Genomic DNA, 20,735 nt, shown 5'->3' on the forward strand with positions numbered 1-20,735 from the left:
CCATGAAAACCCCGCTTGGTTTGTCCGGACGTACCGCCGCCGCGTTTCTCAGGGCGCAAATCACGCCGCTCCTTGCGCTGACAGCGCTGCTGCTTGGCGCCTTTGCCGTATTTGTTACGCCCCGCGAAGAAGAGCCGCAAATCAATGTGACCATGGCAAACGTGCTCATCCCGTTTCCCGGCGCCTCGGTTCGTGACGTCGAGCAGATGGTTGCCGCGCCGGCCGAACAGGTGCTCTCGCAAATATCTGGTACCGAACATGTGATGTCAGTTTCGCGCCCGGGAATGGCCATTATCACCGTGCAGTACAAAGTCGGCGTGCCACGCATCGATGCGCTGGTGCGCCTGTACGACACGGTCAATGGCAACGCCGACTGGTTGCCGAAAGGGCTTGGCGTGCTCGATCCGCTGATCAAGCCGAAAGGCATTGACGACGTGCCTATCGTCGCGTTGACGCTGTTCAGCAAAACCGCGAGCGCGTTCGACATCGAGCGGGTGGCGCACAGCGTCGAGATCGATCTGAAGCGCGTCGCCGGCACGCGGGAGGTGCATACCATTGGCGGGCCTGGCCGCGCCATCATGATCGAGATCGACCCTGCCCGCATGTCGGGCAGCGGCGTTACCGTTGCCGACCTGCGAGGCGCATTGCAATCCGCCAATGCCGGCACGCCAGTTGGCGACCTGCTGTCGGGCAATCGCGCCGTGGCCATCGAATCCGGACCATTCTTCGAAAAAGCGGAAGATCTCGCCGATCTGGTGATTGGGGTACGCGGCGGCAAGCCGGTTTTCCTGCGCGATGTCGCGGCTGTGCGCGATGGCGCGCCACCGGCGAGTCACCATGTCTGGCATGGCACTGCGGGCAAGGACAGCGCCGAATATCCCGCGATCACGATCGCCGTCACCAAGAAGCCGGGTGAGAATGCAATCGACGTTTCCGATGCCGTGATGCGCCGCGTGGAGTTGCTGAAGAATACCGTCATCCCGGCCGACGTCCAGGTTTCGGAGACGCGGAACTACGGCACCACCGCCAACGACAAGGCAAAAAAACTGATCCAGAAACTACTGTTCGCCACCGCCTCGGTGGTGGCACTGGTGTTCATCGCGCTCGGCCGCCGCGAGGCCGCGATTGTCGGTACGGCGGTGATCCTCACGCTCGCGGCAACGCTTTTTGCGTCGTGGGCGTGGGGCTTCACACTGAATCGCGTATCGCTGTTCGCCCTGATTTTTTCGATTGGTATCCTGGTCGATGACGCCATCGTCGTGGTGGAGAATATTCATCGCCACCAGCAATTGTTTCCGGAGAAATCATTGGCGGCGCTCATACCGGGTGCGGTCGATGAAGTGGGCGGTCCGACTATCCTCGCGACGTTCACGGTGATCGCCGCGTTGCTGCCGATGGCGTTTGTGTCCGGGTTGATGGGACCATACATGAGCCCGATCCCAATCAATGCCAGCATGGGTATGCTGTTGTCGCTCATCATTGCATTTGTGGTGACGCCATGGCTCTCGCGCCTGTGGATGAAGGCCGTAGATTCTCATGCCGGCGCCGGTCAACTGCACCCGGTTTCACCATTGACTCGCAAACTCACGCCCATTTTCAAGCGTGTTTTCACGCCGCTGCTCGACGATGAACGCGGCCCGCGTGCGCGTCGCCTGTTGGGTTTCGGCGTACTGGCGCTGATTGCGCTCTCGCTGCTCTTGCCCGCGGTCGGCCTGGTGCGCTTGAAAATGCTGCCACTCGACAACAAATCTGAATTTTCCGTGATGGTGGACATGCCTGCCGGCACGCCGCTGGAAAAAACGGCTGCGGTATTGCGCGAACTGTACCGTGCCGGAAGTGGTGAATTACCAGGCGTATGCAGGCACGGCCGCACCGATCAATTTCAACGGACTGGTGCGCCAATATTATTTGCGTGCCGGGGGCGAAGTCGGTGAAATGCAAGTCAACCTCGTCGACAAGCACGATCGCAGCGAGCAGAGCCACGCTATCGCCACGCGGGTGCGTCCGGCGTTGCAGGAAATTGGCAAGCGTTTTGGCGCAAATGTAAAAGTCGTGGAAGTCCCACCCGGCCCGCCAGTGTTGGCGCCGATCGTGGCGGAAGTTTATGGCCCGGAAGCGGAAGGCCGTCGCGCCGTCGCCAAGCAGGTGCGTGCCATTTTCGAAAAGACCACGGGTGTGGTCGATGTGGACGACAGCAGTATTGCCGTTGCCCCGCGTACCATGTTGCTGGTGGATCGTCGAAAGGCCGGGCTACTTGGCGTAACGCAACAACAGGTTGTGGAAACACTTCGCGCCGGACTGGCGGGCGACGCGACCACCTACCTGCACGACGGCAGCAAGTACCCGGTAGCCGCGACCATCCAGTTGCCGCCTGAACGGCACGGCGAATTGGCGTCGCTGCTGCAACTCTCGGTGCGGACGGCCGCCGGCAAGCTGGTGCCGATTCGCGAGCTGGTCACCGTCAGTGACACATTGCGCGAACAGCCGGTTTATCACAAGGACCTGCATCCGGTGAATTACGTCGTCGGCGACATGGCCGGCAAGGTGGATAGCCCGCTTTATGGCATGTTCGCGATGCGATCCGAGATCAGTGCGCTCACCACGCCCGGCGGCGGCGCGATGACTGAGTACTTCATCCGCCAGCCGGACGATGCTTATCGCGACTACGCGGTGAAGTGGGATGGCGAATGGCAGATCACCTATGAAACGTTTCGCGACATGGGTGCCGCCTATGCGGTAGGCCTGATCCTGATCTATCTGCTGGTGGTTGCGCAATTTGGCTCGTATCTCACGCCGCTCATCATCATGGCGCCGATACCGCTGACGATTGTCGGTGTGATGCCCGGACATGCCTTGCTCGGCGCACCATACACGGCGACCAGCATGATCGGCATGATCGCGCTCGCGGGCATCATCGTCCGCAATTCCATCCTGCTGGTGGACTTCATCAACCTGCAGGTGCGTGATGGCATGCCGTTCAAGGAGGCCGTGGTGCAGTCCGCCATCACCCGCGCGCAGCCGATCCTGCTGACCGGCGTTGCCGCGATGCTGGGTGCTTTTTTCATCCTTGACGATCCCATATTCAACGGGCTCGCGATCTCCTTGATATTCGGCATATTCGTCTCCACCATACTGACATTGGTGGTGATTCCATTGTTGTACTTCATTGCTTACCGGAAACGGTTGGGCGCGCTCGCAATCATCAATCCTGAAGGAGAAACATCATGACCACTTGGCGAATTGTTCGCGTTGTTGCCGGCCTCTTCATCCTGCTGTCGCTGGCGCTGGGCATTCCTGGCAGCCCGATCTTTTTGAACCAATGGTGGCTCGCGTTTACCGCCTTCGTCGGCGCCAACCTGTTGCAGAGTGGGCTCACCAAGTGGTGCCTGATGGAAACCATTCTGCGCAAAGCCGGCGTCGAGCCTGGCTGCTAAGGGAGTCAATCACGCATCTCGTTTGCCCTGGATGCGGCACCACCAACCGCGTGCCCGATGAACGCCTGATGGGCGGCCCGGTCTGTGGCCGCTGCAAATTGCCGCTGATGGCACCGGAACCGGTGGCGCTGAACGATGCAAGCTTGCCCGGATTTATTGCCAACACCGAATTGCCCGTGCTGGTGGATTTCTGGGCGGCGTGGTGCGGCCCCTGCAAAACGATGGCGCCGCAATTTGCGAGTGCGGCTTCGCAGTTGCCCGAGGTGCGCTTCGTCAAAGTCGATTCCGATGCATCACCGGTCGCGAGTGGACAATACGGCATTCGCAGCATACCCACGCTGGTCCTGTTCCAGAATGGCCGGGAAGTCGACCGGCTATCGGGCGTAGTGGCCGCACGCGACTTGGTTGCGTGGGTCAAGCGTCACACTCAGCAACGAGTCGCCTAGGCTGCTTTCCGGCGTGAGTCCCGCCGCGCAAAAAAAATTTCTTCCTCGAAAGGTTGCCCCATGTATTACACCGTTGAAACCAATAAACCGTTTGAACAAGCCGCGACAGACCTGGATGCCGCCGTAAAGAAGCATGGTTTTGGCGTCATGCATATCCACGATCTGGGCAACACCTTGCGCAGCAAGGGCATGGCCTTCGATGAACAGTGCCGCGTCTTTGAAGTCTGCAATCCCGCGCAGGCGGCGAAAGTGCTGGCTTCGGATATGCGCCTTAACATGGCATTGCCTTGCCGCATTTCCGTATTCACGCAGAAAGGCAAAACCATGATCGGCCTCATCAAGCCGGTCGAAATGCTGGCCGCGCTGTCGACGGATCCAGTCCTGCTGCAAGTGGCGAAAGAAGTCGAGGCATCCACCATTCGGATGGTTGACGAGGCGAAGTAAACCAGGCTGCACATTATAAACGCCAGCACTGGCGCGCCTCGCAGCGGCAAAATGCCCGGAACGCCTCGCCGGTGCTGGTGTTTGCGTTTGAAACGCAGGGAACGCGTAGAATCCACTTTTCCCTCAACGCGTGACCGCCACCATGTCGAAGAAAAACAAACGCCTCACCGCAGACGATCTGTGGAAAGTCCAGCGCCCGTCGTCGCCGACGCTTTCGCCCGATGGCTCACAGGTCTGCGTGGCCGTCACGAAATACGACATGGAGGAGAACAAGGGCAGCGCGCACTTGTGGCTGCTCTCGACTTTCGGCGGCGAGGCGCGGGAACTCACCCAATGCGGCGAGAAAGATGGCCAGCCACAGTGGTCGCCGGATGGTTCATCAATCGCCTTCGTGGCCAAGCGCGGTGAAGGACCAGCGACCGACGAAGAGCCGCAGATTTACCTGATCGCACCCGATGGCGGCGAAGCGCGCCGGCTCACCCATATCGCCGCCGGCGTCTCAGCAATAAAATGGTTCGCGGATGGCAGCAAGCTCGCGTTTGTCTCAAACGTGTGGCCAGATCTGAAAAGCGAGAAGGAACAGGCGAAACGGCTCAAGGAAAAGAAGGACGACAAGGTCAAGGCGCACGTGGTCGATCACACGGCGTTTCGCTACTGGGATCACTGGGTTTCCGATGGACGTGTGCCGCAGTTGCATGTGGTGGATGTGAAAACCGGTAAATGCCGCAACCTGTTTGCCGGCGGCCAATACGAGTTGCCGGTATTTGACACCAGCGCCGCGGACTACGATATTTCGCCCGATGGCAGACACATTGCCTTTTGCTTCAATCCGAATCCGGATCGGCGCGGCGATCAGGATCACCACATCGTCGAAATGGACATCAGATCCGGCAAGGCGAAATCCTTGACCGGTGCGTCGAAATTTTCGCACTACAACCCGGCATATTCGCCGGACGGGAAATCGATTGCGCTGCTGATGTGCAACTACCGGCGCTCGGTGGATGACGACGCCAAGGTTGCACGCATCGACCGCAAGAGCGGAAAACTCACGCGCTGGTCCGACTGGGATCGATACGTGAATGCCCCGCTGAAATGGGCGCCCGATGGCGGCAGCATTTACTTCACGGCCGACGAACATGCCCGCCTCAGTGTCTGGCAGCTCGCCGCCGATGCGAAGAAACCCACCAACGTCGCACAAGGCGGTACCGTCAGTGAGTTCGACATCAAGGCCGGCACGCTGACGTTCGTGCGCAACAACATGTCATCCGCGCCGAAAGTTTTCGCCGCCCATGCGGACGGAACCCATGCGCGCGGCATCGAAACATTCAACGATCACTTGATGGCAAAGTTCAAGCTCGGCGAGGTCAGGGAATTCACGATCAGGGGATGGAACAACGAACCAGTGCAAATGTGGGCTATCTATCCGCCGGATTTCGACGCGAAGAAGAAATGGCCGCTGGTGCACAACATCCACGGCGGGCCGCACGCCAACTGGGGCGACAACTTCCATTTCCGCTGGAACAACCACGTCTTCGCCGCGGCAGGCCAGGTGGTGGTATGCGTGAATTACCACGGCTCGCAAGGCTGGGGAAACCAGTTCACCGAAGCCAACAACGGCACCTGGGGCACCAAGGAACACGCCGACATCGAAGCCGGCACCGATTTCATGCTGACTCAGGGTTACATTGATGCCGACCGCATGGCCGCGACCGGCGGCAGCTACGGCGGCAAGATGGTGGCGTGGATGAACGGCAGGAACGGGGCGAAGAAGGGTGGCGATCGCTACAAAGCGTATGTCTGTCACGCCGGCTGTTTCGACTGGGCATCGATGTACGCGGGCGACGCCGGCTACTGGTTCAAGCACGCGCTGAAATCGACGTACTGGGATGATCCGGTCAAGTACGGCTCTCAGAATCCGCTGACGTTCACCAAATATATGAAGACGCCAACGCTTGTGATCCACGGCGCGCTTGATTATCGCGTGCCGGATGCGCAGGGGCTGATGTATTACAGCACGCTAAAGACGCTGAATGTGCCGGCACGCTTGGTGTTTTTTCCGGATGAAAACCACTGGATACTGAAGCCGCAGAATTCGCGGCTTTGGTACAGGGAGTATTTTGCGTGGTTGGAGAGGTACATTGGAATTGGCGCGACGAAGAAGAAACCGTCCTGACCGCGAGCAATTCTCACATCACATTGCCTAACCCTAAGATATCAAATGCCTAGGTGGGCGCGAAAAAGTCCTGGGCCGACTGTTCAGATGCCTTAAGGTCAGCAATGTATTTTGGATCAGGGAAATAACTTCAATGGATTGCGATAGGAATTGTCTTTACCTCGCGGGTTCGGTGCTGTGCGCCATGCTGTTCAGCGCTCTGTTCCACTATCGTCTCGATATTTGCCATACTGCATTTCCGCTGACATTTCTGCTTTTTGGCTTGCCGATGCTAGGAATGATTCTTGGTGGACGAGCACTTTTTGTACCTAGATCGTCGTGGTTGATGATTCTCATGAAGGTCGGAGCGATATGCGCGAATCTTGCGCAATTGGCTATGGCGTTTTTATCAATAGTCGGCCTGGGACTTGCACAATGCAGTTGATTGCAAGCGTAGCCCGGCTGAAATGAAATGCAATCAGGGTCGGACCTTCGCAATTAGAAAATTCCCGGAATACGCTTCGCTGCTTCCGGGCTACCAATGCGGCAACAATGTTGACAATGACTACTTAATCACCATGCCCGTCACCTCCCTGAACCACTACAACCTCCGCGCCCCGCGCGATTTACTTGACGCCTTGCGCGCGTTTTATTGTGATGTTGTCGGCCTGAAAGAGGGCACTCGTCCGCCGTTTAATTCCTTTGGCTACTGGCTCTATGCGGGTGACCAGGCCATCTTGCATTTATCCGAGACCCGACCGGGCGAAAACCGCGCGTCCGGTGTAACGAATACCTTCGACCACGCCGCGTTCAGCTGCACCGGGCGACGGGAGACGGAAGCGCATCTTGCGCATTGCGGGGTGGCATTCAAGACAGCGGTGGTGCCGATGACAGGACAGGTGCAATTATTCCTGCTGGATCCGGCAGGCAACGGGATCGAGCTGAATTTCGCCGGGCACGAGGCCTGATTGCGGCTGAAATTTGCCAAGATCGCCATTTGGCGCGGTTTTCCGGCCAATAATGCCCCGAGACCCGCGCCAGTGCATGGGTTTGCAATGAGCCGCTAAAGCTTCTCTTCAATCGTCTCAACCAGTCGCTTCAACGTCTCCACCCGCGCCCACGGCTTATCGTCTGAGGCGATGACGTTCCACTTCGCGATGTCCGTGGACGTGCGATCGATCATGTCAGCCACGGCGCGTTCGTAGGCGGGCCATTTCTTGCGGTTGCGCCAATCCTCTTCGGTGATCTTGAATTGCTTGTGGGGCGTCTTGGCGCGCTCCTTGAAGCGCTTGAGCTGCTCGGCCTGGCTGATGGCCAGCCAGAATTTGGCGACGATGGCGCCGCCGTCGGCGAGCTGCTCTTCAAATTCGTTGATCTCGTGATAGGCGCGCTGCCAGTCTTCATCGCGGCAGAATTTCTCAACCCGCTCCACCAGCACCCGGCCATACCATGAACGATCAAAGATGACCGCGTGGCCATGTGGCGGAACGTGCCGCCAGAATCGCCACAGATACGGCTGTACGCGCTCTTCGTCGCTCGGCGCCGCGATTGGCACGATGTGATAAAAGCGCGCATCCATCGCCCGTGTGATGCGGCGAATGGTACTGCCTTTGCCGGCTGCGTCCATGCCTTCAAACACCATGACGATGGAGCGGTCGCGCATTTTTTTGTGGCGGGTGAGGAGGTTCAGCTCGCCCTGCAGTTTGTCGAGCTGTTTTTGATAATTGGCGTGTTCGAGCTTGCGCGAGTAATCGGCGGTATTGAGCACGTCGAGTCTGTCGATGCTCGGTTGCGGCAGCGGTTCGGTCGCTGCAATCACCTTGGCGGGCCCCTTCAGTCTGCCTTCCATCGCATCCAGCAGCATGCGTCCGGCGGTCAGTGAACGATACGCGTGATTGGTGCCTTCGATGATGTTCCATGGCGCTCCGCCCGTGGAGGTTTCGCGCAGCGCCAGTTCGCAGACCTTGACGAATTCGTCGTAGTGTTTGAAATGTTGCCAGTCATCCCTGGTCACGCGCCAGGCGGTTTTCTTTTTTTCCGACAGCAACTTGAGGCGTGCCTTTTGCGCATTCTGGGATAGATGAAACCACAGCTTCACGATCAACGCGCCTTCCGCCACCAGCATGCGCTCGTGATCGCGAATCCGCGCCAGGCGCTGCTGGAATTCCGCGCGGCCTTCGCTTTCCATGACACGCTGCAGAATGGGGTCCGTGTACCACGAACCGAACAAAATGCCGATGCGCCCCTTCGGCGGCAGCGATGTCCAGAAGCGCCACATCTCGGGGCGGGCGAGCTCAGCGTCGGTGGAAGCGCCAAACGCATGGGTATGAATGTGCCGAGGGTCCATCCACTCGTTGAACAGATTGACGGTCTCGCCCTTGCCCGCGCCGTCCACGCCGTTGACCAGGATGATCACGGGGAATTTGCTTTTATCGAGCAAGCGGTATTGCGCATCGAGCAGGGCGCGGCGGAGCTTGGGCTCCTCCTTCTCGAACTCGGATTTCTTCAGCTTGTGGCCGATTTCGGCGGATTCAAACACGCGGCACCTCCTAGTTGTACGAATTGGGAAAACGGCATCAGATAATTTTCGAGTGTCCCGCGGATTTCGCGCAGCAACGTTGATTTGTGTCAGCGATTGCGCATTCCGTGCACGTCAACGGCCACTGTCCAAATCGTGATGAAGTCGTCATGCTGCGACACGTCGATGATATCCACTACAATCTGCACGTGGTTGTCGTTCTAGACTGGTAAAGCCGGTCGAGATCAAAACGCGCGGTCAGAATAAGTGGATTAATAGGCATATGGCACTGTTTGGATTGTTTGGCGGCAACAAGAAGGGATACCCCTCGCCGTGGCTGCAATTGACGGTCGTCTACGCGACAGCCAGGGAAGGGTTGCAGCCCGATGACGCATTTGCACTTCGAGGCAAGATTGTCTCCGCGCATCCGATCGGTTTTGAGTTCATGAATGCTGACTCATTTGTGGCTTTCTACCCGGGAAACGCATCGGGCCTTGAAGCAGGGACACAGCTCGCGGAAACGCTTCGTGGCGTCGCACGCGACAAATCACTGCCGGCCTTTGGCGTGGCCGTGTTGCAAGGAGAGTGTCTCGCACAGGTGCGCGGTTCCGGGCGTTTTGTCGCCAAACCAGTGGGCACCGTTATCTCCCAGGCGATGAAACTGGCTATTGAGCAAGCGGAAAGCGATGCGTAAATATTGCGCGCACAGGAATGCATAGCGCATTGCGCCAAGCAACCGGCGCGCACGCTTTACTGACGGCGCAATCGTGACTTCGCCAGCCGCGGACGCGCCGCAGCAACCGGCGGCATCGGTTCCTCCGACGTTGCCGACGCATTTTCCCGCGCTGGACGGATTGCGCGGACTGGCCATTCTGCTGGTATTGGTCCACATGTTGAACTTGTTTGAGCCGCAGCCGGGTCTGGCTGCCTATGTCGTTGGCCGCATCAGTAACGTCGGCTGGACTGGCTTACAGCTATTTTTTGTGTTGAGTGGATTCCTGATCACCGGCATCCTGCTCGATACGCAGCGTGCGAAGAATTATTATTCCGGCTTCTACGCGCGGCGTGCGCTACGTATTTTCCGCTCTACTTCACCGTGTTGGCGGTAGCTTTTATTATCCTGCCTTCGATAGGAGCCGTGCCGCCAAAGATCGCGCATGATCAACCCAATCAGTTCTGGCTGTGGACATATCTTTCAAACTGGTCGGCAATATTCGGATTGGACAGCAAGGCATTCCCGCACTTCTGGTCGCTGGCGGTTGAAGAGCAGTTCTATTTTGTGTGGCCATTCCTGTTTCGTTCGCGCAGCCCCGAACAATGTTTTCGATTCTGCTTGTAGGTTGCGGTGATGAGGCTTCTATTGCGCTACGTCCTTGCGTGGACCCGGACATCGGACGATGCGATTTATCTGAATGCGTTTTGCCGGATGGATGCACTGGCGCTCGGGGGAGCAGCGGCAGCGGCCTTTCGCATACCGGCATGGAAAGACCGGCTCATTGCGATGCACAAACGATTCCTGCTTTGGACCATCATGATGACGCTGTTCGGACTGGGCGTGACGCGAGGCTTCTGGAACGGCACGCTAGTGGGCGAGACGATCGGTTATACGATCGTGTCGCTGATATTTGTGCTGTTTCTCGTCGCGGCTGCGGGCGCCGATGCGGCGGGCGCGTCCGGGTGGAGTGCCGGACTGCGCCTTCGACCGCTGCGGGCCATCGGGAAATACAGTTACGCGATGTACGTCTTCCATAAGCCGCTGCACGACTACGTCGGCAGACCGCTAGTGGTTGCGCTTAATTTCGATGCGTCGCATTCAATATTGTTGAACACGGTATATGTGACCGCTGGCATTATTGTGACGTTTACCGCTGCACTCATTTCATGGCACCTGTTTGAAAAACATTTCCTGCGGATGAAACGTTTTTGTGCCGGCGCATTGAGACAGATTTTGAGCGCCAAGTCATCACACTTACGGAGGCAATAGAAGCGCACAGGGATTGTTTGCCTGGCAATTTTTCTTGGCATTGCGCTTGGCGCTGTCGCGTATGCCCAACCAGTGGTTTACGTCGTGCGCCACGGCGAAAAACTTGACGACAGCAAGGATCCGCCGTTGTCTGTCGCTGGCCAAGAGCGCGCAGCCCGGTTGGCGAGGATGCTGGCCGCGTCTGGCGTGAGGGGAATCTACACAACCCAGTATCAGCGCACGATCCTGCATGCCGCGCCGGTCGCACGTGCCCTGAACGTTACGCCGATCGTCCATCCCGCCGCTGACACGCCGGGCTTGGCGAAAAAAATTGCGGCGTATGGCGCTGATGAGGTTGTGCTGGTGGTCGGTCACGGCAATACCGTGCCGGAAATCTTGAAGGCTTTGGGGCACAGCAATCCGGTAAAGATTGATGAGACGGAATTCGACAACTTGTTTGTGTTGGTCCCGGGGATAAAGGCTCCCGTTGTCGTGCGTCTCAAATATTGAATTCAATCGTATACGTCACCGCATGAAAGTGCTCGAGACCGACCGGTTGCTGATTCGCTGGCTTACTATTGACGATGCGCCATTCATACTTAAATTGGTGAATGAGCCTGCATGGTTGCGATTCATCGGTGATCGCGGCGTGAAAATATCGAGGACGCGCGCGACTATTTGCTGAAAGGGCCGCTCGCAATGTACGCGCGACTGGGCTTTGGACTTTATCTGACAGCATTAAAAGAGAGCGGCATGCCAATCGGCATGTGTGGACTAATCAAGCGCGGCACGTTGCCGGATGTGGATATCGGCTTCGCGCTGCTGCCTGAATTCTGGGGATACGGATACGGTCTGGAAGCGGCGAGGGCCGTGCTCAACCACGGAAAAAACCAGTTTGGGCTGACGCGCATCGTGGCGATTACGTCGCCAGACAATGTGGATTCCATCAGGCTGCTGGGGAAAGCCGGATTCTTATTCGAAAAAGTGGTCAGCTTGACGGATGGGGAACCAGCGGTGAATTTATACGCATGCAGAATGTGAAATACAAGCACTGGAGCGGCTTCCGAGGTCATCCGCCACAAGCACGAGCCCCGGCGCGGGTGGGGGGTGGATGCCACCCCATAAGGGGGAGGGGACCCCGGGGGGCGGGGGGGGAGGGGGTTGGACCTTTTTTTGGAGGCGCCGTTTTTTTGGGTGCCGATGTTGTCCGCGCTGGCCCCTGGGAGGACCGGGGCGCGGCCCGCGGTTTGGGTTTGTTTGGCGCCGGGCGGGTGGGGGGGGGGGGGGGCGGGGGGGGGCCCCCCGCCCCTGGGGGGGGGGCGGGGGGGGGGGGGCCCGCGCCGCGGGGGGGGGGGGCGGGGGGGGGGGGGGGGCCTTCAAGCCCGCCGGTGGCCCTGCTGGCCGGTGGGGCCGCTTTCCCCGCCCGGAGGGGCGGGCCACTCCAAGCCCGGGCCCGGCCCCCTGGGGCGGGGGGGGGGGCCGGCCCCGCCTCTTGCCGCTGGTCGTGGCGGCCGCCGGGGGGCGGCGGCCGGCCCGGCAGGGTGGCGCCCGCGGGCCGGGGGTCGCTCGACCGCCCCCGGCCCGGCCCCCGGGCGCCCGGGGGGCGCGGGGGGGGGCCCGGGGGTGGGGGCGGGGGGGGGGGGCGCCGGCCCGGCGGCGGCGCGGCGGGGCCCCGCGGCGGGGCGGGGAGCCGGGATGCGGGCGCGCTCCCCGCGCGCCGCCCCCCGGCCCGCCCCCGGCCCCCCGGCCCCCCCCCCGCCCCCCGCCCCTCCCACCCCGGCCCCCACCCCGGCCGGCCTCCCCCCCCGCCGCGCCGCGCGGCGCCGCGGGGGGCCGGGGGGCCCGGGGAACGCGGGGGCAATCGGGCCCCCCTGCCCCGCGCCCGCGGGGCGCGCGGGCCGGCAATGAATGGACGGCCGCGCCCGCCCCGCGCGCCGGGCGGGCCGCGCCGGCCTCCCCCCACCGCGCCGCGGGGGGGGCCGCGGGGGGTTCACGCGCGGGGGGGGGGGCCCGAAGCCCGGTCTCCGGTCGCCTCAGGAACAAAGGGACAGGGGGGCCGCGCCCCCCCAAGCACGGGGGTGGTGGGTCGCGGACGGGCCTCCAAGCGCCGCACCAGTGCTTGTGTTTCATCTGCGCATTGGTAATTGTGCGCGCTGATTGGCGCGCGAGTTTCCGCACTTACAGACGTGGCAGTCGATGCGGAGCGGGCGCATAGGTGTAACGGCGCCAAAGCGTTTCCAGAGGCCCGGGAATGTCGTAGCGCTGCATCATGTGGCTGGCCGCGAGTAGCGATGCATAGATGGCGATTGCGATCGCGAGCAAGTCGGCGGGACCGGAAGTGGCGCCTAACCCGAATCCGAATCCGCTTAACAGTACCGCCATCGCAATTGATTGGCTGATGTAAAGCGTCAACGCCACGCGTCCAGCAGGAGCGAGCAGCAGCACGATCTTCCGGCCGGCGCCGTCGCCACCGTGCAGTGCAAAGGCGGCGATGAAGCTGATCGACATTATTGGCGCAAGCTCTCCCGTACCATGACATGGCCGCGTATGTAGGCGATGTCCAGGGTTGCTGCGACGCATGCCACTGTAGCATCGCGTAAACAACATTGACCGGAATGCCGATCCACAGGCCGAACCGCATCATCTTTTGCCAGAAATGCCGGTGCCGCCCGGGCCTTCGCAACAAACCGAGTTGGGCGGTGATCGCACCAAGCAGAAAGATCACCATGAAATGCGGCACCAGCATGACGAATCCCGCCGTCACGATGGCGAAATCCTTTATGCGCCGAATTGTCGCGTCGACATAGCCGCCCTGGGCGAAGGCCGCGAAGGCGCGCGCCACGTCGGTCTGGAGTGACTGTTTCCTGGCAAGCAATTCGCCCGGTTCGGCGACAAATGCGCCCGCAGCCGTCAAACCGCCCATCACCACGATGAGCACTATCGCAATGATGAACCAGAATTTTGCGGCGGTAAGCAACTTCCGTGGACCGCGCCCCGCGTAGCGCCGCAAGATGTAGCCGGCAAGCGCATACCGGGTCAGGATATCGCCGAACCACAACAGCGCGCTGTGCAGAATACCCATGAACAGCATGGCATTCATGCGCCGCAGGAATCGTGTGCCCACCGGTTCACCGCCGGCGATCCAGCGCCGCGTTTGCACGGCGAAGCCATAGCCGAAACAGAAACTGAAGATCGGATAGAACTTGAATTCGAACAGGAACGCGGTCAGCAAAACGGTGAGATGATCGGCGCGTGTACTTTGTGACGAGAGAATGCCCAGCGACGGCGCGCTGAGCCCGGTGACGTAGCCCTGGATATTCACCGCCAGAATGCCGAACAGCGCGAAGCCGCGCAGCGCGTCGATGAGTGGATCGCGCGGCATCAGGTGCGCATCAGCGCGGCGGTCAGGGAAGCGATAACGACGGGAGTGATTATGCTTCGCAGGCGGAAAAACCAGTGGGGAATCAGTTTCTGAAGGTGTAGCAACGCGTCGATGAGCCAGACGAAACCGAATAGAAAGATCGCCACGATCAGTCTGGCGGCGGGCGTGTCGAGGAACAGCATCGCCCAGGACAGCAGCGATGGTACGACCGACAGCAGGAACAGGGTTCGCGCGCTTTTCGGCGCGGTTTCACTGACGGATACGCCGGTGCCCCATTGGATTCCACCGAGGAATGACAGGATGATCGCGGCATAAGTGATGATGGCCTGCAGCGCGGGAGCGGCATAGGCCGAAGGGCCAAACCAGAGGGTCGCGGCACCGGCGATGAAAGGAAATGTGCCCGCCAAGCCAAGCAAATGGGGGAGGCGCAATGATTGGGACATGGATATTGAACACAGGCCGGGAAATAGGGGAAGAAACGCACGCCATGATACCTTGCACCGGGTCGAACTTCGCGATCGCGGCGGCAGACCGCGCGCTTGAATCGCGGTTGCCGGTCAGCGCATGCGTTTGGCGCCAATATCAATACGGGTTACGTCACGTGTTGAAACGGATGCGTTGATCTTCTGCTCCGTGTCCACGGACCAGGGCAAAGGCAAATCATCCTGAATGACACTCAGTGTATGCGGGCCGGATACAACGGTGGGGAATTCGAAACCACCAAACGCATTGGTTCGGGTGCTGTATTTTCCATCAAGCAAGACCGTGACATTGGCGGCGCCGCTTTCGTTGCCGTCACGCAGGCCATTGCCGTTGGTGTCCAGGTATACGGTGCCTTCGATCCGGCCCGCGCCGCTGCCCGGCGGGCCGCCGAGCGGAGTGGTGGGCGATCCTGCGCTTGCGCTGTAGCGGAGCATCAGGAAGAAACCTCGATCGCTGGGCCGCGTGCGGATGATGTCAGGAACCACCAGCGGACTTTGCACCGCAACTGTGTCGGTGAGGATGCCGCGATTTTCATACAAGGAACCGCCGAAAGACCATTCGCGGTTGATTTGCCAGTCCAGTCCGATATTCGTTGCCAGTGTCGTGCCGTGGTTGATGCTGTCTCCCGTGACATTGCGCGCGCGCAGGCTACCTTGCAGGGACAGTCGAGTCATCAACGGTACTCGTCCGTTCAGTCCGATCGCCACGGCATTTTCGCGCGGACGTGGCGTGTCAATCGATGCTGCGACGGTTCGCAATTGCTCAAGACTGAGTGACGTCGACACGGAATAGCCATTCTCGGCAAATATCGAATGATCGAAGGTCACTGCCCGGCTACTTTGGCCGCGTTGTGTCGACGCGGCGTCGAGCTGAACGCGCGAGATTCCCAGCGTGTTTTGCCATTGCGCGTAGCCAAATATCGAAGCGCTGGTGGCGCCATAGTCGCGGAAGGCAAATCCGCCGCCAGTCGACACGCCCGCGCTCAACAGGCGCCGTGCGCTGGCACTTGCATACCAACCGCTCGGGCTCAATCCCGACACGCTTGCGAATGATTCAATGTTGGCGGACAGATCCCAACGCAAGGAATGGTAGTCATAGCGATAACTGGCGCCTTGCAGATCGGCCGCAAGCGGCCGGTCAATCCAGGTCAGTCCCTCGGTAAAACGGAAAACCGATGCTTGATGATGTTGTCCACCATCTCGCCAGATGGCGTCGGCCCATATTCCTGTGGCATTGGCGCCGGAGGCGCTGGAGCCGATGGCGCTGGCCTGCCAACTCGCGCCCGTCGTCCGTTCATTTTGCGCGACGCTGAAATAGAACCCGCGCGGGCTGATACGCGATGCCTCATTCGCGCTGTCGCGCGCAGTTGGTGCAATTTCAGGCAGGATGTCGCTGCCCTGCGCGATGGCCGCGGCGGCAGTCAATTCACCGAGCGATGCCTGGGCAAACAAGCTGCTTGTCTGTCCGCCCAGCCGCACAAAACGTGACTGTGGAAAGCCCTCGAATCGACCCGGCTCGCCGGCACTGGCACCGAGCACCAGCGCGTTGCTGCCCTGATTACGCCAAATCGTCGATGCGCCCAATACCTGTGTTGCGGGCAGTGCGAGCCGGCTGTTTCGCCGCGCCAGTTCCGGCACCAGCAGGTTGGTGGTTCCAAGCGCATTGTCGGTGCGCCAGCCGCCGTCGAACGGCAAACCGGTTTGCCGCAGGCTCCAGCTGGTCAAGCCGTTTACGTTACGGCCACCGAGAGCCAGCGCATGGACCGACAAAGCGCCGAGATTCGGTGTCTCAAGAAAGACATCGATCTGGATGCCCTGCGTGTCCGTCCGGGAGTTGCCAGATGCGGCTGAGACATTCTGCGTAGATTGTAAATTGCGCGTAAGTTGCAGCGAAATACCGCGCGGCCAACCCTTTGCATCATATTCGGCAGGGGTCGTTTCAGAATCGTCTTGTGGCGATACACCTTCCATCACCCGGTCTACATAGGGTTGGTGCCCGGCGATTACCTGCTTTGAGTCCGCTACGGCGGACGGGTTCAATGCTGCGCTTTGCTGCGCATGAGCAGGTCGCGCAATGAGAACGGCTGTGTATGCGGTGGCGGCTAACGGCAAGAACAGATGCAGCCATTCTCGCCCACGCCCGCCTCGCCGGCTACTTCGTCGCGGCGCCAGGAGCAAGGATTTTCGCTTTCGCTGTGGAGTCCGCCTTGTTCGCGATCGGTGCGGGCTTGGCGACTGGCGCATCGAAACGCATGTCGATGGCGGTCTTCTGGCCGCCCCATTCCACGTCCCCCTTGACAGTTACAGGATACATCAGCTTGACCGCCTGGGCACCGGGCACATTGGGAACGAGTGTGACTAAACGAGTTTGTCCCGGCAATATCGGCAACCCCTCCGGGATAAAATCGATTTGCCGGCCTTGCGGGCCTTGTGAATCCTTTCCGGTCAGGTATCCGGCAAGTCGTCCATGGGCGTTTCCGGTGTTGCTCACCTTCAACTGGGGGACAACAACACCGTCATTTGTCCCGGTTCCGGCTTGAATGATCTCCAGCTGTGGCCGGGCATCGCCGACCATTGCGTAGACGATAACGCCGACTCGTCCACTGACCGGGAAGCTGACCGGGCCTTCCGTTTTGATCACTTGCTCGAGACCTTCGATCATGATCGCAAAGCGGCATTCGGTAGCGGGTGTATTGGCCGGCGGCAAAATCTCGAAGCGGAAGCGAATCTTGGCGTTTCCGGCCAGGGTCAGCTCGCGCCGTTCCAGGGCCACCCAAGGGCGGCAGCTGTTCGGCACCAGCTCTTCGATGAACACAGCGTTGCCATCGGGTGCGATCGACCAATCGTTGGTGTAAACGCGGTACTGGCCTGGCTGGTTCGCGACGTGCGTGATCTCGATAATTTGTCGCGTGGTCTTGCCGGGCTGAACGTTGACTTCAAATCGCGGCGGCGAAATAACGGCCGAGAAGCCTTGGGCGCGCGATGCCACCGGCGCGGCCAGTGCGGTGACTGCGCAAACAAACGCACCCACGAATTTCGCTTGCGACACGCCTGCACCGAAATTCAATTTAATCTCCCGAATCGACATGCGTGCGTTACTCCACATCAATTTCAAAATGAAACCTGAGTTGCTGGGCACTGCTCAATCGCATGCCATCCGCCTCGATCTGCACGTCCAGTACATCCTCCATGCGGCGTTCACGAATGGGTCCGTTGTACATCAGGGCCCGGCCTCCTGCCAGCAGTTGTCCATCCAGCAACACGCCATGACTGCGCCAGATGATTTTTACCGTGCCGGTCGATTCAGTTGGCAGAACCATATAAATCCTGCCGGATTTTCCCAGCCATGGAGCGGTCGCCAGCCGCACGTTTACGCGCGTACGGCCAACAATGGCGTTGTCGCGATTCTTCGGTGTCACGGACCGCCAGGTCATTGCGGGCGTGCCGTCGAGTACCACGGTGGCGGAATCGTCGATCACGGCGGTTCCCGCGCGTTGAACGGGAAGCCCTGGCGCGGGGCTGGGACTGGCCGAATGCGACGAAACCACGGTAAATGCCGATACAAGCGAAATGAATAGCGTGGATCGCAGCGTGCTCAGTGAACGAGAAAAAACTTCAGGCGCAAAGTTCACGGCGAGGCCAATGTATAGGTTGCCCGCCCGTTATACACGCCTGCCGCGACGAGGTTGGCATTGGCGTAGGTGAACGTGTGGCAATTTTCGACGAAAGTGTTGGAGGTGATATTCCTCAAGAATAACGTCGCTCCGTTGAAAGTTCCCGCTGGAATATCCGCCGTCGCATTTCCGAGTGCGGTGCTGGTCCAGCTTATCTGCGTGAAGGGAAGCGTGTCCGTGCCGCTGGTCAGCGTCGCGGGCGTATTGACCTGGAGTCTTGCCACATTCGCCGTGGTGGCAGGTTCCCTGAAGTAGCCGCCGATGTAAACCTGATTCGGTGGTACGCAGACAGTGAAATTGTCAAACGGGCTATTTGCTTGCGTGCTATTGCTGGTCATTGCCTGGGCAGCGCCCGTACCGACCACCGCTGCAGGTACCGTGACACTTACCAGATTGATCGTGGCGTTCGCGGCATTAGTCGTCGAGTTGCCGACGCCGAGATAGACCGTGCGCGCTCCCGGTGTAACCGTGAGTACCCAGGCTTCGCCGGCAATCGGATGGCAATATAGGAGTCCCGCGACCGACGCCCGCAGGATGTGGATGGCGTGGTTCCTCTGCTTTTTGTTGATCGTGCCGTCGCAATCAATCATCCCTGTTCCAATGACAAATGCCAGCGCAGGGCTGGCATTTGTGTGTGATGAATATTAAGAGCCCTGCAGCGATTCTACAAGACTGACGCCGTGTAGGTTACCCGTCCATTCGCCGTCGGGCCGTAGATGCCTGCCGGGTATGTGCCGGTGTTCAAGTAACTGAAGGTCCACGTCGAACCCACGTTTGTCACCTTGGCCACTGGGGCGGGCGCGAAGTTCGCGCTGGCGCCTGTGAGGGGCAAGGCAGCAATATGCGGGAATGTGTTGGCGAACGCCGGTGCCACCAGGGCCGAGTTAGCGATACCGATTTCAGACCACGGAATCGTATCGGTTGTGGCGTTCGTCAACGCTCCTGTCGTATTGGCGGTAAGTGTTACCACCCCCGCGTTGCTTCGCAGCAATGCCGTGACCGCGCCGCTGCCCAGATTGCCGCTGGCGAGTGTTGCCGCAATCGGCGTTCCATCACCGAGGTTCGCAACGGGAACGGTGAAGTCGATCAAATCGATGGTTGCATTCGCCGCCGCACCAAACAGGCCACCGGTGCCGACGCGCAGAAACAATACTTTCGGGATGGTGATCCTGAAATCCAGCCGTGCGTTCGCAGTCAGTGCGCCCGCGCCGGTCTGGGTGGATGATTCGGCATTGGCGAGTATCGGCGTGGTAATCGCGGCGATTACCGATAAAGCGATAAGTGACTTGGAGACAGCGGTTTTCATGAGGCGTCCTTTCGGGGATGAAATTATTTCTGACAGAACGGAGTGTTGCATGCGTTCCGGAAAACTTTAGTGAGGGAATTCACTATTTGGTGTCAAACATTGTGAATTCATCCCCCCGCTAATTACGATTCATGTGCCAGTGGACCATGATTGGCCGCAGTTACATAATGTAGAATATCACAAAAGGCGTGCAAGTTTATGATAATTAATATTAATTGATCTTAATCAAAAGCTGACTTCGGACATGGTTTGTGCACGTGTTTCAAGGACCGCTGTACGCAAGCGATCGACGAGGCCACTAGTTCCCGGTAAGGGTTTGGCCTAGTAACAGGCAGTTGTCTTCGGGGCTGTCGCGAAAACTAGGTCTAACAGGCGATTCGTACGGGGTCAATTCGTGCATCATTGCCAAGCACAAATAGTCAGGCGTTGGACTTCTGTCGAATGGAGGCGAGCATTGCCAAAGTAATCAGTGCCAGGAAGGTCGCAAAGGAGACAAGCGCCCATTGCGGCGCGTGAAGTCCAAAAATCGGTGGGTATTTATCAGCGCAGCCACCATTGGCAAAGAAGTATTCGGGCCACCAGTTCGCGAATGGCAATCCGTTGACGAATTCACCAATCGGATCTGCGAGGCACGAGGTCATCGATGGCCCTTTGGTGACCTGCCAGACAGCAAGGCCGATTCCGGCGCTGGCGATAAGATCGGCGATCGCGGCGTATACGAGCGTCCCCATACGCTGGGGGCCGTGCACGGCTGCCAGGAGGCAAACAAACGCCAACGCCATGAACGCGTATCTTTGCAGGATGCAAAGCGGGCAGGGCTGTTGCCGACCAGGCCCATATTGCATATACCAGCCCGTGACAAGCATTCCAACGCATACGATGCCGATGATCGCGAAAACGAAGCGCGGCGTGAGTATTTTTGGCATGTAGTGTG

The 20,735-nt window shown here is 59.6% G+C and carries 20 protein-coding genes and 2 pseudogenes; 13 read left to right on the forward strand and 9 right to left on the reverse strand.

Features of this window, described 5'->3' with window-relative positions; genetic code table 11:
• The first annotated feature begins 2 nt into the window (after positions 1 to 2).
• The 6 genes and pseudogenes from IPP88_12455 to IPP88_12480 all read left to right on the forward strand — a co-directional run bounded on the left by IPP88_12455 (position 3) and on the right by IPP88_12480 (position 7,444).
• Positions 3 to 3,228, forward strand: a pseudogene (locus IPP88_12455) (efflux RND transporter permease subunit).
• On the forward strand, positions 3,225 to 3,434 hold the full coding sequence (locus IPP88_12460; protein ID MBL0123500.1) for a DUF2892 domain-containing protein: 210 nt from the start codon (positions 3,225 to 3,227) through the stop codon (positions 3,432 to 3,434). The pseudogene IPP88_12455 and the gene IPP88_12460 overlap by 4 nt, the downstream one beginning before the upstream one ends.
• Positions 3,435 to 3,484: 50 nt before the next feature.
• Positions 3,485 to 3,880 carry a thioredoxin gene (trxA, locus tag IPP88_12465; protein ID MBL0123501.1) on the forward strand — a complete coding sequence of 132 codons (396 nt, stop codon included), beginning with the start codon at positions 3,485 to 3,487 and terminating at the stop codon, positions 3,878 to 3,880.
• A 60-nt stretch (positions 3,881 to 3,940) separates the two neighbouring features.
• The gene (locus IPP88_12470) at positions 3,941 to 4,324 is read left to right on the forward strand and encodes a DUF302 domain-containing protein (protein ID MBL0123502.1); all 384 of its coding nucleotides are present in this window, start codon (positions 3,941 to 3,943) and stop codon (positions 4,322 to 4,324) included.
• A gap of 130 nt (positions 4,325 to 4,454) precedes the next feature.
• The gene (locus tag IPP88_12475; GenBank protein ID MBL0123503.1) at positions 4,455 to 6,497 is read left to right on the forward strand and encodes a S9 family peptidase; all 2,043 of its coding nucleotides are present in this window, start codon (positions 4,455 to 4,457) and stop codon (positions 6,495 to 6,497) included.
• A gap of 557 nt (positions 6,498 to 7,054) precedes the next feature.
• Positions 7,055 to 7,444 (forward strand): diguanylate cyclase, encoded by a 390-nt coding sequence (locus IPP88_12480; protein ID MBL0123504.1) that lies wholly within the window; start codon positions 7,055 to 7,057, stop codon positions 7,442 to 7,444.
• A 95-nt stretch (positions 7,445 to 7,539) separates the two neighbouring features.
• On the opposite strand, the gene pap is transcribed toward IPP88_12480, so the two are convergent.
• A complete protein-coding gene (gene pap, locus IPP88_12485) occupies positions 7,540 to 9,015 on the reverse strand; it encodes a polyphosphate:AMP phosphotransferase (protein ID MBL0123505.1) in 1,476 nt (491 codons plus the stop codon).
• Positions 9,016 to 9,277: 262 nt separating this feature from the next.
• Here pap and IPP88_12490 point away from each other — a divergent pair, with 262 nt between their 5' ends.
• The 6 genes and pseudogenes from IPP88_12490 to IPP88_12515 all read left to right on the forward strand — a co-directional run bounded on the left by IPP88_12490 (position 9,278) and on the right by IPP88_12515 (position 11,998).
• Positions 9,278 to 9,688 (forward strand): hypothetical protein, encoded by a 411-nt coding sequence (locus IPP88_12490; protein MBL0123506.1) that lies wholly within the window; start codon positions 9,278 to 9,280, stop codon positions 9,686 to 9,688.
• Positions 9,689 to 9,761: 73 nt separating this feature from the next.
• Positions 9,762 to 10,103: an acyltransferase gene (locus tag IPP88_12495; protein MBL0123507.1), complete on the forward strand. Its 342-nt coding sequence runs from the start codon at positions 9,762 to 9,764 to the stop codon at positions 10,101 to 10,103.
• 29 nt (positions 10,104 to 10,132) lie between these two features.
• The gene (locus IPP88_12500) at positions 10,133 to 10,333 is read left to right on the forward strand and encodes a hypothetical protein (protein ID MBL0123508.1); all 201 of its coding nucleotides are present in this window, start codon (positions 10,133 to 10,135) and stop codon (positions 10,331 to 10,333) included.
• A gap of 9 nt (positions 10,334 to 10,342) precedes the next feature.
• Positions 10,343 to 10,978, forward strand: a complete 636-nt coding sequence (locus tag IPP88_12505) for a hypothetical protein (GenBank protein MBL0123509.1) — start codon at positions 10,343 to 10,345, stop codon at positions 10,976 to 10,978.
• Between the two features lie 72 nt (positions 10,979 to 11,050).
• Positions 11,051 to 11,467, forward strand: a complete 417-nt coding sequence (locus tag IPP88_12510; protein MBL0123510.1) for a histidine phosphatase family protein — start codon at positions 11,051 to 11,053, stop codon at positions 11,465 to 11,467.
• 22 nt (positions 11,468 to 11,489) lie between these two features.
• Positions 11,490 to 11,998: pseudogene (locus tag IPP88_12515) on the forward strand (GNAT family N-acetyltransferase).
• A 1,137-nt stretch (positions 11,999 to 13,135) separates the two neighbouring features.
• Here IPP88_12515 and IPP88_12520 read toward each other — a convergent pair.
• Positions 13,136 to 13,465: a DUF418 domain-containing protein gene (locus tag IPP88_12520; protein MBL0123511.1), complete on the reverse strand. Its 330-nt coding sequence runs from the start codon at positions 13,463 to 13,465 to the stop codon at positions 13,136 to 13,138.
• Between the two features lie 148 nt (positions 13,466 to 13,613).
• On the opposite strand from IPP88_12520, the gene IPP88_12525 reads away from it, so the two are divergent.
• A complete protein-coding gene (locus IPP88_12525; GenBank protein MBL0123512.1) occupies positions 13,614 to 13,814 on the forward strand; it encodes a hypothetical protein in 201 nt (66 codons plus the stop codon).
• Positions 13,815 to 14,338: 524 nt separating this feature from the next.
• Here IPP88_12525 and IPP88_12530 read toward each other — a convergent pair.
• From IPP88_12530 to IPP88_12560, 7 genes are all read right to left on the reverse strand, one after another.
• Positions 14,339 to 14,782 carry a DUF3429 domain-containing protein gene (locus tag IPP88_12530; protein ID MBL0123513.1) on the reverse strand — a complete coding sequence of 148 codons (444 nt, stop codon included), beginning with the start codon at positions 14,780 to 14,782 and terminating at the stop codon, positions 14,339 to 14,341.
• A 114-nt stretch (positions 14,783 to 14,896) separates the two neighbouring features.
• The gene (locus IPP88_12535) at positions 14,897 to 16,861 is read right to left on the reverse strand and encodes a hypothetical protein (protein ID MBL0123514.1); all 1,965 of its coding nucleotides are present in this window, start codon (positions 16,859 to 16,861) and stop codon (positions 14,897 to 14,899) included.
• A 112-nt stretch (positions 16,862 to 16,973) separates the two neighbouring features.
• Entirely contained in the window at positions 16,974 to 17,888 is a 915-nt protein-coding gene (locus tag IPP88_12540) for a hypothetical protein (GenBank protein ID MBL0123515.1), read from the reverse strand.
• 28 nt (positions 17,889 to 17,916) lie between these two features.
• Positions 17,917 to 18,453, reverse strand: coding sequence for a hypothetical protein (locus IPP88_12545; GenBank protein ID MBL0123516.1), 537 nt, complete (start codon positions 18,451 to 18,453; stop codon positions 17,917 to 17,919).
• Positions 18,450 to 19,085 carry a hypothetical protein gene (locus IPP88_12550; GenBank protein ID MBL0123517.1) on the reverse strand — a complete coding sequence of 212 codons (636 nt, stop codon included), beginning with the start codon at positions 19,083 to 19,085 and terminating at the stop codon, positions 18,450 to 18,452. Before IPP88_12550 ends, IPP88_12545 begins: the two co-directional genes overlap by 4 nt.
• Positions 19,086 to 19,159: 74 nt before the next feature.
• The gene (locus tag IPP88_12555; GenBank protein MBL0123518.1) at positions 19,160 to 19,801 is read right to left on the reverse strand and encodes a hypothetical protein; all 642 of its coding nucleotides are present in this window, start codon (positions 19,799 to 19,801) and stop codon (positions 19,160 to 19,162) included.
• Between the two features lie 419 nt (positions 19,802 to 20,220).
• Positions 20,221 to 20,667, reverse strand: a complete 447-nt coding sequence (locus IPP88_12560; GenBank protein ID MBL0123519.1) for a disulfide bond formation protein B — start codon at positions 20,665 to 20,667, stop codon at positions 20,221 to 20,223.
• Positions 20,668 to 20,735 lie beyond the last annotated feature (68 nt).

Source organism: Betaproteobacteria bacterium, from assembly GCA_016720925.1.
Classification (GTDB): Bacteria; Pseudomonadota; Gammaproteobacteria; order Burkholderiales; family Usitatibacteraceae; genus UKL13-2.